Annotated in this window: 9 protein-coding genes and 1 pseudogene; 1 reads left to right on the top strand and 9 read right to left on the bottom strand. The window is 42.2% G+C overall.

Going from position 1 to position 13,904, the window contains the following annotated elements:
- The 9 genes and pseudogenes from RT269_RS27450 to RT269_RS27410 form a co-directional block, all read right to left on the bottom strand.
- Positions 1 to 1,379: pseudogene (locus tag RT269_RS27450) on the bottom strand (glycoside hydrolase family 65 protein); the annotation flags it as partial.
- A 25-nt stretch (positions 1,380 to 1,404) separates the two neighbouring features.
- Positions 1,405 to 4,395 (bottom strand): glycoside hydrolase family 2 TIM barrel-domain containing protein, encoded by a 2,991-nt coding sequence (locus RT269_RS27445; RefSeq protein WP_313187473.1) that lies wholly within the window; start codon positions 4,393 to 4,395, stop codon positions 1,405 to 1,407.
- Between the two features lie 94 nt (positions 4,396 to 4,489).
- On the bottom strand, positions 4,490 to 5,311 hold the full coding sequence (locus RT269_RS27440; protein ID WP_313187472.1) for a carbohydrate ABC transporter permease: 822 nt from the start codon (positions 5,309 to 5,311) through the stop codon (positions 4,490 to 4,492).
- A complete protein-coding gene (locus RT269_RS27435) occupies positions 5,311 to 6,231 on the bottom strand; it encodes a carbohydrate ABC transporter permease (RefSeq protein WP_313187470.1) in 921 nt (306 codons plus the stop codon). Before RT269_RS27435 ends, RT269_RS27440 begins: the two co-directional genes overlap by 1 nt.
- Before the next feature lie 104 nt (positions 6,232 to 6,335).
- Complete coding sequence (locus RT269_RS27430) at positions 6,336 to 7,574, bottom strand: ABC transporter substrate-binding protein (RefSeq protein ID WP_313187469.1); 1,239 nt, start codon at positions 7,572 to 7,574, stop codon at positions 6,336 to 6,338.
- Positions 7,575 to 8,354: 780 nt separating this feature from the next.
- The gene (locus tag RT269_RS27425; protein WP_313187467.1) at positions 8,355 to 9,125 is read right to left on the bottom strand and encodes a DUF6612 family protein; all 771 of its coding nucleotides are present in this window, start codon (positions 9,123 to 9,125) and stop codon (positions 8,355 to 8,357) included.
- Positions 9,126 to 9,317: 192 nt separating this feature from the next.
- Complete coding sequence (locus RT269_RS27420) at positions 9,318 to 10,664, bottom strand: glucose-6-phosphate isomerase (protein ID WP_313187465.1); 1,347 nt, start codon at positions 10,662 to 10,664, stop codon at positions 9,318 to 9,320.
- A 206-nt stretch (positions 10,665 to 10,870) separates the two neighbouring features.
- Positions 10,871 to 11,812, bottom strand: a complete 942-nt coding sequence (locus RT269_RS27415; protein ID WP_313187463.1) for a hypothetical protein — start codon at positions 11,810 to 11,812, stop codon at positions 10,871 to 10,873.
- A gap of 127 nt (positions 11,813 to 11,939) precedes the next feature.
- Positions 11,940 to 12,638, bottom strand: coding sequence for a 5'-methylthioadenosine/adenosylhomocysteine nucleosidase (locus tag RT269_RS27410; protein ID WP_313187462.1), 699 nt, complete (start codon positions 12,636 to 12,638; stop codon positions 11,940 to 11,942).
- A gap of 669 nt (positions 12,639 to 13,307) precedes the next feature.
- On the opposite strand from RT269_RS27410, the gene RT269_RS27405 reads away from it, so the two are divergent.
- On the top strand, positions 13,308 to 13,556 hold the full coding sequence (locus RT269_RS27405) for a TIGR03905 family TSCPD domain-containing protein (RefSeq protein ID WP_312445455.1): 249 nt from the start codon (positions 13,308 to 13,310) through the stop codon (positions 13,554 to 13,556).
- Positions 13,557 to 13,904: the final 348 nt, after the last annotated feature.

The following is a 13,904-nucleotide window of genomic DNA, read 5'->3' as shown; positions in this document are numbered from 1 at the left end:
AGTAAAAAATCTATGTCTCTGGTTATTTTCACATAATTATAAATGCCATAAGCACCTGCCGCCGTCACGTGATGCTCATAAACTGCCACATAACAGCGGTAACAGGAACCATCCGGCTCAATGGTCCAGTCAGGGCACTGCTCTGTGCCGTCATCTGCAGATTCCCATGGATATTGTGCTCCTTTATAGCCGTTTTTCCTGGCATTTTCCCTTGCTGCTTCCAGCAGATGATACCGGTAAGATTCCAGATTTCTTGCCGTTTTAGGGAAAACGTATGCAAAAAAGGGCAGCATGAAAATCTCTGTATCCCAAAAGGCATGGCCGCCGTATTCTTCGCCGGAAAGGAGCTTCGCGCCCACATTTACTCTGGCATCTCTCTCATTGCCCGTGCTCATTAAATGGAAAATATTAAAACGGACTGCCCGGTCCAGCTCAAAGTCACCTGCAATACGGATATCCGCGGCTTTCCACATCTCCTCATAAACCGCCCTATGGGCTGCCAGCTCTTCTTCAAAACCTGTTTCCAATAATCCATCTATTTCATCTTTTACCAACCCATGAAGTGCATATCTGGCTGCATCACGTTCTGTATACATGGATACATATTTTATGATTTCTACGGTTTCCCCTTCCATAGCATCAAAATCACCAAACTCCACCCCTTGCTCCCCAAAGGCGTGGAACATCCGGTTTTTCAGAATTTCCTTGCCGTTTTTATAGGCTTCGATCCGGCATCCGGATCCTACATGAAGGTGATTATCCCTGGTTGCCACTTCCATATAAATACCGTCTTTATCCAGCGCTTCATTTGCTGTCATATATGTATGTTTTACTTTAAAGCGAGGGGCATCATGGAAGTTAATAATCGTACCGTCAATGATATTTTCCACTTCTATGATTCCGCTGTAATTTAACGGTGTGACATACAGTTTGATTCCCATGCGATGTACATTGGCACGGCTCACAAACCGGATTCCTTCCACCAGGGTTTCTCTACCCTTTTTATCCCGCAATATATAACTCTTTGCAAGAAGGGCCTGTTTCATATCAAGAACCCTGGAAAACTTAAGAATCTGGCAGTTTTCTATTCCAATCAGCTCTTTTTCAATGGTAAGCTTTATCCCAAGCCAATTGGGAAGAGCAGCAAGCTCTCTCATAAAGGTTTCTGATTTATCAAATACACCGTTAATATATAAATAGGGGAGGGTTATTTTCCCGCCTTCTTCATAACTTCCCCTGATTCCCAGATAACCATTGGATAAACTGAATAAACTTTCAAATTTCAGATTTTCTTCCGGTTCATATTCCGTCTGCAGAATCATCCAGTCATCGGAGCTTAGCATCTCTTTTAATTTCCCTGAAAATCTCTCTTTTATCATTCTTTGACTGCTCCTTTATCTCTTCCTAGTCCAAATAACGCTTCTTTGCTTCCTTCTTTATTTCCCCGTCATCAACCACCTGCAACACAAATGCCATAGAAAAGTCCTGAAGCTTTCCTTTAAATTCTTCCATCTGTTCCTCTCCACAGCTATTGCTTCCGAGCCCGGACTGTAAATAATCCAAATGAATTTCAACATGGTCTGCCCGTTGTATCTGGAATGGGTGCCTTGCATCTTCCAGGCTTTCATCTGTATAATTTGCCAGATTCAGTCCCAAAGGCGCTTCCATTTTACATAACAGGCTTTTATTCCCATCTCCTATTCCAAACCATTTCACTTCTTCCCTATGACCATTTTCCTGGGGGAATACATAGTTGGTCCCCATTTCATCCACAGAGTTGGAATAAATCCCCATAGTGCTGGCGGCTTTGCTGTCTGAATAGTTTTCACCGGGTCCAAGGCCATACCACACGGCCTTTTGCAGGGACCGATTCCCCTTCATAACCACACCGATTCTGGGAAGGAAAGAAGGTTCCAGTTTTCCTCTCTGAATGGCCTTGCCCTGTAAATTCACCTTAACCTGACCGCAGGAATAGATGGTATATTCATAGTCACATTCAAAGCCCCAGGACTGATTTAAGCATCCAAAATATTTTCCAATCGAAACAACCACTTTATCAGCCCCTGTTTCATAGGTAAAATATTCTGTCTGCTCACTGGATTTCTGAATAAAATATTTATTCAGCCAATCCTCTTTTTTATACATGTCATTATCAATGGTGGCACGGTATACGCTCATCACCGGACCTTCGCTTAAATATTCCTGATCTTCTGCCGCAACAGACAGCAGTTTCCCAAATATTTTGTGGAATGTTACTGTGACTGCCCCATTCCCTACCTTGAGGATATCCGCTGTTTCTGATACTTTTAATAGTTTTCCTTTGGGACGTTCCTCCAGTACATCACAACTTATATCCAGCGGAAACTGTACTTTTGAAATTTCATGGCCGGCTTTTGCAAAATTCGTATCCTCTTTCTGGCAAACCGTAATATTCAGATAGTAATCGGTATTTGCTTCTGGCATGAATGGAAGAAAAGGTATGGTTACCTTCTCTGCTTCATGAGGAAGGGCCGTCATATGAGAAATGCATCCTTCCTGAATGATATGTTCTTCTGTCTGGATCTCCCACCGTAAAGAAACATGGCCTAAGGTCAGGAAGTCATAATAATTTCTCACAAGAATCTCCCGTCCTGCACCTACTCTTGTCACTTCCACCGGAGCAATGACCTGTTTATATTCCAGCATGGCAGGGGATGGGGTTCTATCCGGCATTAGCAGCCCATCGATGCAGAAATTCCCGTTAGTGGGAAAATCTCCGTAATTCCCCCCATAGCGGTAGTAAGTCTCCTTTTCTTCTTCGACAAGTATTCCATGGTCATACCATTCCCACAAAAAACCGCCTTGAAGCCGTTTATATTTGCGGTACATCTCCTGATATGCCTTTAATCCGCCCGGTCCATTTCCCATTGCGTGTCCATATTCGCACATAACGTGAGGTTTATTCCCTTTAAAATCTGATTCTCCGATCTCTTTCAGCCTTTTCAGCCTTGTGTACATGGTAGAATACACATCGGTCACTTCTGCTTCATAATCTCCCTCATAGTGGAGCAGCCTGGCAGCATCCAGTTCTTTTACTGCCTTAGCAGCACTTCGGAAATTACAGCCAAAGCTGGATTCGTTTCCCATGGACCACATGATAATGCATGGATGATTCCTGTCACGCTTTACCATGCGCACGCTTCTGTCCACATAGGCATCCTTCCAGGACGGGTCATTTGTAATCCAATCATACCTCTCTACCCATTCAAATCCATGGCATTCTAAATCTGCTTCATCAATCACATAGAGCCCATATTCATCGCATAAATCATATAGATATCCATTGGCAGGATAGTGGGAACAGCGCAGTGCATTGATATTATGCTGTTTCATAAGCAGGATATCTGCTTTCATCTGTTCCAGTGTGACACAGCGCCCTTCTTTGGGATGGTAGTCATGGTGATTCACACCATTTAAAAGAATCACCTGATTATTTACCGTAAAGTTATTATCTTTTATTTCAACCTTTCGAAATCCAACACGCACCACGATACTTTGCTTACCCACAGATACTGTTAAATCATATAAATCAGGGGTTTCTGCGGTCCAAAGGTCTGCATCGGGAATTATCTCTTTTATGTGCGCTTTGCCCTCTTTTGTCTGAAAGGTTCCGCCGGTAACTGCCTTTCCGTCTCTTTCTAATCTCCATGTACCATCACAAGATTCCTGCTTTGTGGTAATATCTGCTCTTAAGATCCCATTTATATAAGAGCTGTCCAAATCTCCATCCACGGTACAATCAATAATACTGTCTTTCGGTTCATTGATTAATTCCACATCCCGATAAATACCGGAAAGCCACCACATATCCTGGTCTTCCAAATACGTTCCATCCGACCATTTATAGACCCGTACTGTAATGTCATTTTCCCCTTCCTGGATATATGCGGTAATATCGAATTCACTTGGAAGACGGCTGACCTTGCTGTATCCTGCATGTGTTCCATTAATCCATACATCAAAAGCACTGTCCACACCATGAAATTTTAATATAGTATCATTCTGAATCCACTCCCTGTTGATGTGGACTGTTTTTTTATAAATTCCGGTGGGATTTTCTGAAGGTACAAAAGGCGGATTGATCGGAAACAAATATAAAACATCCGTATAGTGCATCCGGTCATATCCTCTTAACTGCCACACAGAAGGCACATCAATCATTTCCCAGTCTGTTCCTGTTCCTTTGTTCATAAATCCTTCCGGGGACAGTTCCGGCGCTTCCAAATAGAGGAATCTCCACTCTCCATTTAAATTAATTCTGGAAGCAGAATCTTTATAAAATTCTGTACGGGCTTCCCTTCTTCCAATATGTCCCAGCGTTTGGTCTTCCCATCTCTTTTTTGTTCGCCTTATCATCTTTGTTTCTCCTCTATGTGTTATGTCAACAAATATATAGCCGGGAAGAAAACAGTGCATCGATGCACATGAAATACTAACCCGGCTGCTCTTTCTATTTAATAGAACCACTTGTCCCTTCTACAATATACTTTTGCGCAATAATGAATATAATAATTGGCGGGATAATCATAATGATTGTAATACAAAGCATAGGGATAATCCTTGTGCTATGAACTCCCTTAAAGGTTGCAAGGCCTAAAGCAAGTGTATATTTACTTCTGTCATGAAGGAAAATCAATGGTCCAAGATAATCATTCCACACCGTAATCATATTTAAGACGCCTACCAGAATGAGGGAAGGCTTTAAAATCGGCATGAAAATCTTCCAATAAATCTGAAATGCATTGGCACCATCAATTCGCGCCGCCTCTTCAAAGTCCCCCGGAACCCCCATTAAGAATTGCCTCATTAAGAAAATATAGTAAGCAGAGCCAAACCATGCCGGCACAACCAGCGGTTTTAATGTGTTAATCCAGCCAAATAAATTAAATTCCATATATTGAGGAATCATGGTAACATCCCATGGAATCATCATAGTAGAAAGCAAAATCATAAATAACAGGTTTTTTCCTTTAAATTCAAACCTTGCAAAACCATATGCCACCAAGGAACAGGAAAGGATTTGCCCTGCAGTCGTCATAACCGTAATAATAACTGAATTTTTTAAGTATGTACCAAAGGGCTGTGATTCCCATGCATTTTTAAAATTTTCAAACAGCCATTTCGAAGGAAATAGCCGGGGCGGATAGGCAATGGCTTCTGCTTCCGTCTTAAAGGCAGTAAAAAACATATAAATAAAAGGTGCAAGAAAGTAAACTGCAACAGCAGTCAGAAGGGTATAGATAATCACTTTTGATTTCATGGACATTTTCATTATTTTTTACCTCCCCTTTTCTTCTTTCCATTCTTTGCTTCCGTTTCATAGAATACCCATGTAGAAGAAGACTTAAAGATCAATGCCGTCAGAACTAAGATAATAATAAACATCACCCATGCATTGGCGCTTGCATAACCCAGTTTATGGTGCTTAAACGCATTGTTATAGGTATACAGCCCATAGAAATAGGTGGATTTTAACGGTCCGCCCCCGGTCAGCAGCATTACCAGCGTCACCTGCTGGAAAGAACTGATAACAGAAGTAATCAAATTGAACAAAATGGTAGGTGTAATAATCGGCAGCGTAATACTGAAAAACTGTCTTGCCGGGCTGGCTCCGTCTAAAGATGATGCTTCATATAAATCAATTGATATATTCTTAATATCCGTGTAGAAAATAAGCATCATCGTTCCTACACCAAAAGCACTGGCCAAAACAACTGCAAACAGCGCCCAGGCAGGGTCTACCAGCCATCTGGGGCCTGTAATCCCCAGTAAGGATAATAAATAATTCAATACGCCATAGTCCCCATTTAAAATCCAGCCCCAGATAATCGAAACCGCAACGCCGGAAATAACTGCCGGTATATAGAAAATCGTACGGTACATTTTTACGCCGGTTACCGGCTGTGAGATTAACATTGCAAGGAACAGCGCAATCGCCATATTTAGCGGTACAAAAATCGCTGCATATTTCAAGCTGATTGTCAGGGACTTCCAGAACTGAGTATCTTTTGTAAACATCTCAGTATAATTGCCAAACCCCTTAAATACCGGATCAGACGTCAATGGCCAGTCAAAAAAGCTCATGCCCAGGGACAGAATAAGCGGTCCGATTGTAAATACTAAAAACCCAATAATCCACGGAGTAATGAAGAAATATGGAGTTGCATTCCTTAAAAACTTTTTTTGCTTCATAGCGTTTCTCCCATTAAGCTGATTCTTTTTCGTAGCCCCTTAGAGGAATCCGGCTATCTGGTGGCGATTCACCAGACGGCCAAATTCTTCTTTTCTATTTTGTTTTACTGCTGTGCAGCACTGTTCAATACATCTGTTACACTCTGAAGAGAACTTGGATTAAATACTTCTTCAAAGGATAAGGACAGGTTTTCTGATAATTCAGACCACTCTTTAATAATAAAGCTTGCAGAAGTATAACCGGTGCTTTGTTCAAGCATTAAGTAGAATGGTGCATATTCCGGCTGATCCATAATCTTTTCAGATTCTACAACACTGCTAAGTACCGGTAATTCCAGGCCAATACGCGCTTTATTGGATTCCTCATTGGTCCAGAATTTCACAAATTCCCATGCTGCTTCTTTATTCTTGCTGTCTTTTGAAATGGAGATACCGGAAGAACTTAAAATACTGACAGAATCTTTACCTGCATTGGCAAAAGCAGGAATCGCAGCCACGCCGTAGTTTAACCCGTCTTCTTTTAAGGAATTAATCGACCACGCACCATAAACATACATAGCTACAGCTCCGGAACGGAATTCATCGGTTCCGCTTTTTTCCGTGGCAACTGCATATCCATCTTTTTCCATATCCTGGAACATCTGGAATACTTCCTCTGATTCTTTGGAATTAATATTTCCCTCCAGCTTTCCCTCTTTGTCACAATACGCTGCTCCATTGCTCCATAAATACATTTCAAAATCATATGGATCCGGCTTCATCGGGAATGCAAAGCCTTTTGCAGAGGTTTTTTCAGATATGGTCTTTGCCGCTTGCTGCAAATCATCCCATGTCCAATCATTGGTAGGCTCAGAAATTCCTGCTTCCTGGAATAAATCCTTATTATAGAACAAGGTGTGTGTCGTAAATCCGATCGGAATGCCATATATCTGTCCATCCATGGAATTGTAATTCCATAAGGTATCATAGAAATTAGCTTTATATGTTTCCCCTTCTTTTTCAATGAAGCTTTCCAGCGGTTCTAACCCCTGATAATACGCCGGGTAATTCCACATATACATCACATCCGGAGTATCCCCGGAACCCATGCCTGCGCTGATTTTTGTATCAAAATCTTTTCCATAGGCTTCCAGAGCCACTTCAATGTCCTCATGAGCCGCATTAAACTTATCCACCAGTTCCTGCTGACGGTCTACATCCTCTGCTACATCCCAGGACGCAAAACGGATTTTAGTTTTTCCGCCTTTTGCTGTATCCTGATTGGCTTTACTTCCGCCGCATCCACTTAATACAGTTACGACTGTCAGAGATAACATACATAATGCTGCCAACTTTCTTTTCATAAAAATACCTCCTCTTTTTTTGATAAAATTATTATATAATTTACTAAGTAATTTTTCAACATTTTTAGTTGAATCCTTGTATTTTTTCTATTTTTAACATTTTTCTTATATGTTATTTGTGCATAATTACCTGTTTTTGTAATTAATACTTACCATTTTGATTTTTTCAAAACATTAGGCCAGTAAATTTTTACCTCGTTTTACTAATACTTATAGGTAAAGTTCTAAACACTCTTGCTATAGTTATGGTATGGGTGATGAATATTCCGGGGCTTGTGATTATTGTTATAAAGGAATGGGTACAACAGCCGAAAAACAGGAATTTCTTATTAGTATTGTTTAAGATGAGAAGCAAGGAATTGTAGCTGAGGGCAGGTATAATAGAAAATGACTTCTATAACAGAAAATCAAACTCAAATTCGTGTGCTTTTTAGTAAAAGAAACTTATCGTAGATTTGGCATAGCAAAGTACTATTTGGATTTTTCCAGAAAAATTTAGGTAATATAGGATTTGAAAAGATATAATTATTAATAGACCATACAGAATTGTACGAAAAGTGCGGTTAAGAACTTCTTCAATGGTAAATAGAGATAATGGCAGTTATAAACGAATGAATGCCGCTTTCACATAGAGATAAACTAAAAATATTAATAAAAGGCAAAGGCGGAAGCTATTTGGCATATCCTGCCGCTTCAAATGCCTTTGCCTTTCTGAATGTTTCTTAATACTTCTTTATTAGATATGAGCTAATGATAGTAACTTTTTATTATGCAATCGATTTATTGGTTCTCCATTGCGCTGGCATCGATTTCCGTATATCCCTCCAGATCCGGTGCTGTGACCTCAACAGCCTGGCCGGGATTATTGTAGGTGGAGTCCGTATCCATAACCATCGCTATGGTCTGACCCTGAGTATTCATTTCAAGGGACATCTTGATCTTTGAGTTTGTAAAATACCCATCCTTATTGACTGTTGCTTCACCGCTCGCCTCTTTGATGGTGTAAGTTACGCCTTCCATATTGGTTCCTAACTGACCCATCATATCCTGTACATAGGCATCCATCTTTTCAGCATCAACCGTAAAGGTAAGGACCTGGTTATTTCCATCCTTCTTTGCCGTGATTTCCTTAAGATAAGAAGAATTTACGCTTGCACCTTCTGTGCTCTGCTTGACCTGTTTCATCATGGCATCTAAATCCATGGCGTATTTCACCTTCTGACCCATGGAATCCATATAATAATAACCTTTCTCATAATACATGAGTATATCCAGATCCTGTCCCATAAGCGAAGTGGTCCCATTAGCCATATATCTCATGTTCTCGGTGTTAATGTCCGCCATCTTCATATCAAGATCCATTTTAATATCAGTTGTTTCCTCTCCCTGGGTCATCTGCATGTTGACCACAGAGGTCACATCCATGGCTGTCAGCTCTGACGTTTTTTTTGAAGCCTCATCATAAAGCACCTTTGGATCCTTTTCCCCCTTGCAGGCAGTCAATGACAGGGCCGTAGCCATAGCAAGAAAAAGCATTAAATATTTTTTCATATCTTCCTCCTTTAATTATGTGTTTTTATCACGCACTATAAGTATACTATACTGCACCGCCATTTCATATCTAAGTTTTTCTTAAATATCTCTTTATTCTTCCCAATAAAGCCAAAATATATAGAAACGCCGGTACTCCGGTCCGACTTGTTTAAAGTCTGAACCAGAACACCGGCGTTACCTGCCAACTTCCTATAATCTCTTTAAGAGTTCCTCCCTTTCCTTCTCATATCCAGGTTTTCCAAGGAGTGCGAACATATTCTTCTTATAGCTTTCCACTCCCGGCTGGTTAAACGGATTTACACCTAACATATATCCGCTGATGCCGCATGCATATTCAAAGAAGTAGAACAGCTGTCCCAGGCTGTACTCATCCTGTCCGGGAATCCTTACCATAAGATTTGGCACGTTTCCGTCGGTATGAGCCAGAATGGTTCCGTTCATAGCACTCTTATTAACAAAATCAACGCTCTTTCCTGCAAGGTAGTTCATACCATCGGTATCAACTGCTTCTTCCTTGAGGAGAATTTCCGCGGACGATTCTTCAACATCCAGCACGGTTTCAAACATAATTCTGGCCCCATCCTGAATAAACTGTCCCATAGAGTGCAAGTCTGTGGTCAAATCCACTGCGGCTGGAAAGATCCCTCTTTGATCTTTTCCTTCACTTTCTCCAAATAACTGCTTCCACCACTCGGAAACATAATGAAGGCTTGGCTCATAGTTTGCCACGATCTCCACCGTTTTCCCTTTCCGAAGCAGGATATTGCGCACAGCCGCATACTGAAGGGCGCCGTTTGACTCATAGGGCGCTTCCAGGGCTTCCAGCCTGGCCGCCTCCGCGCCTTCCATTAATTTATCAATATCAGCGCCGGATACTGCAATCGGAAGAAGGCCGACTGCTGTAAGCACTGAGAAACGTCCCCCTACGTCATCCGGAACCACGAAAGATTCATAGCCTTCCTCGTCAGCCAGATTCTTCAGCGCGCCCCTTGCCTTATCCGTAGTGGCATAAATCCTTTTATTTGCCTCCTCACGGCCATATTTCTCAATCAGCATATCCTTAAATACCCGGAAAGCGATCGCCGGCTCTGTGGTGGTTCCTGATTTTGATATAATATTAACGGAGAAATCCTTTCCTTCCAGCACATCCTTTAAGTCATGGATGTATTTGCTGCTGATACTGTTTCCAACGAAATAGATCTCCGGAGTTTTACGTTTTCCTTTTTGCAATACATTGTAAAAGCTGTGGGATAAAAATTCTATGGCTGCCCTGGCTCCAAGATAGGAACCGCCGATACCGATGACCAGCAGAACATCCGAATCATTTTGAATCTTCTCTGCTGCCATCTTTATTCTCTGGAATTCTTCCTTATCATAATCTACCGGAAGATCGATCCAACCCAAGAAATCACTGCCTGCACCAGACTTGTCCATCAGCACATTCTTCGCACACATTGCTGCGGCCTTCATATTCTCCATTTCCTCTGCTGATACAAATCCTGCTGCCCTGGAATAATCAAAAATTACATTTCCCATTGCTAATATTCTCCTTTTCCTTCTATTCTCGCAAAGGCAGCGAGCCGAAGCCAAGCTCTCCTGACCTTAGCAACTGCCTTCGGAGCCAAATAGCCCTTTGCTCGCTATGGGTTATTTGACTTCAGGTTTATGACCCCCTGCTTAGGAAAATTATACCACAGAATAGTTCTGAATGCGACATGATTTTCTTCCCGCCTTCCAAACGTTCATGTTAAATATTCCTGGAGAATTTCACCGATCAGCTTTAACTCATCAGGACTTAGATCCTTTAACCAGTCCTCCCCCTGCCTGCCGCCCCGTTCTCTTTCCCTGCTGGCGGCAATCTGTTCCAGGCTCCGTTTTAAGTAATCCACATCCCTCCTGGAGTTCTTAAGGTCTGGCTGCGCCTGGCTTTCCGCTCGTTCGGGCACCTGCTCCGGAGTTTCATTAAACGCATCCATGGACTGTTTTTGAGTGCGGCTCCTTAAAGGTTTTTCTAATGTCCCATTTCTTTGCCTTGCGCTTCTCCTGTCTGCCTTCTTGTCCTGCTCCGGCTCAACTTCTACCCCTCCCTTTGGTGGCTGGGAATAAATGGATCTTATATTTTCACGGGTTTCCATATGAGGCCCCGACATTGCCTGTGATTCCTCTCTTTCCATATCCAACCGGTAAATCAACGTATTCTCCAGATAATTGTCCAGAACCGCAAACAGCTGCTGCCGCTTCTCCACAATTCCTGCGCCGTGGTCTACCAGAATAGTAAACAGTCCGGCCATGATACCTGCAGAGCCATACAAGACTATGTAATAAGAATCGGCGCGGAACCAGTAGGATGCAAATGCCGCCGCACCTCCTGCCAGAAAGCACCAGAGTGTCATTTGGTTGGAAAATATATTCCAGCCGTGGAGTGTTACTCCCATATATTTAAAATCATACATCTGCCGTTCCAGATACGGCTTTACCTTTGGGATTCCCTGATTTAACTGGTACGTGTTTTCCGTCTTCTGTTTAAATGCCCGAAGACTCTTGTTTTTCGTCAATGTAAGGTTATCAGATTCTTTGATCAATCTTTTGTAGAGGTTACGTGTCAGCCATCTGGTGACAATGCCGATGCCGCACAGGGCTGCCAGTACGAATAGCGCCTTGCCTGTCTGTAAAAATTCCAGCATAATTATAACTCCCCTTTCTTTCCGGTTACGACCGGTGATAGGTTTATTATAAACACCCGATTTCGCTTTGGGAAGATGAGAGAGCCTAGAATCGTTCGTCAAATCCTGTCAGGATTCGATTCTTAACCTAATATGAATACCGTTCAGCTATGGCTAAAATAAGGTTCACAGAATGCTTAACCGCCTTCTCCTCAAACTCGCCATAGTCCATGTTTGCGCTGTCATCCGCCTTATCTGAAATGGCTCTGATGATGAGAAAAGGGATGTGGTTTAAGTACGCTGCCTGTGCGATCGCAGCCCCTTCCATTTCCGTACAATATCCCCCAAAGGTATCCCCTATCCACTGTTTTTTAACCTTATCAGAAATAAACTGGTCCCCTGAAACTACCCTTCCGATGAAAACTTCAATCTCAGGATTGACCTTTCTGCAGCACTCTTCAGCCAGATTACGAAGCCTTTCATCCGCCTGAAAGGCAAATTCCTTCATCTGGGGAATCTGTCCCGCAGGGTATCCAAAGCCTGTGGCATCCATATCATGATGGACCGTATCTGTGGACAGCACCACATCCCCGATGTTTATTTCATTCTTCAGGGAACCGGCGATTCCGGTATTGATGACCGCAGTCACATGGTAATGATCGGCCAGAATCTGAGTGCAGATTGCCGCGTTTACCTTGCCGATGCCGGAACGAACCACTACCGCTTCCTTTCCTTTTAAGATTCCTCTATAAAAATCCATTGCAGCGATGGTCTCTACCGTAACATCCTCCATGGCTTTTTTTACTTCTGCCACCTCTACATCCATGGCCCCGATGATTCCTAACATAATTGTTCTCCTTTCATTCATGCCCGCGTTTTCCAGGCATATAAGTACACTGCTACCTATTATATCAGTTTGTATCCAATTTGTCAGGAAAAATACATAGGAAATTCACTGGATTTCTTTGACCGCAAGGGTTGATCCTCATGTCGGTTACCTTTCCCTCTCTTAATTAATAAACGCGATCACACAATTGTGCGATGGCATCAACTCCCTGCTGGATCATGGTATCCATGATATTGCCCTGCTCTGTGATTGTGCTCGCATTGCTTAAAGGAGCCTGAACGATCAGTTGATCTGATCACCGTTTTCTGCAATCTGTTTCTTTGTACCCATTGATTGTCATTGTATAGGCGGTATTCATCGTAACCGGAATCAGGCCAGATGCTGCAGAAGTGTCTGCTGCGCCCGCCTTGTCAGCAGATGTCTCTGCCGTTTATGCTGTGATTGCTGCTGGTTGCTTCTGGTTCTGGTGCCTTATGGTTGCATGTTGAACATCCGCTCAATGCCGCTGATTTTTAAATTAGTGGGATGATTTTTCGTTTTTTATGTAAATTTATCCATTTGTGCTTTTAATACCTCGTGGTATGCAAAGAACTATTGACAACCAAGCCCGGATTTCCTATAATTTTATAATCCGTTATAATGAGATTTTACAAATTGGAGGAATTTAAGTTGAAATATAAAACACACGGCGTCTGTTCACAGGAGATTAATTTTGAAGTTGAGGATAACAAGCTGGTTCAGGTTCAGTTTGTAGGCGGCTGCTCCGGCAACACCCAGGGCGTGGCCCGGCTGGTAGAAGGCATGGATGTAGATGAAGCCATTCGAAGACTGGAAGGGATCCAGTGCGGCTTCAGGCCCACGTCCTGCCCGGACCAGCTTGCAGAAGCATTGAAACAATACAAAGAAGGATTACAGTAAATAACAAAGCGGCTTTTGGGCAAAGACCCATAAAGCAAGGAAATTCGCTTCTGATTAAAGATCTGGCCTTGCTGAGCCAACGCCTTGATTATGATTTAAGAATTTATAATAACCAGTTCTTGATACATTTAAGGTTTTGCAAGCCTTCTTGATGTTTAAAGAAACTTGATGTTCTTTCATATAATAAAATCATATGTATTCTTTTTCTTCAAGAAGGCCTGGAATTTTTTTAATAGTTCGAGTTCTTTACGAAATTCCAGGTTTTCTTGCGTTCGTCTTTTGATTTAATATTGAATCGGGTAGGAGGTAGATAATTATTTTATCTACCGTCCTCCCACACCACCGTAC

It is taken from the genome of Lacrimispora sp., from assembly GCF_032078915.1.
Taxonomy (GTDB): Bacteria; Bacillota; Clostridia; order Lachnospirales; family Lachnospiraceae; genus Lacrimispora.
The sequence above is the reverse complement of the archived record's forward strand: the minus strand, read 5'-3'. Positions and strand labels throughout refer to the sequence as shown.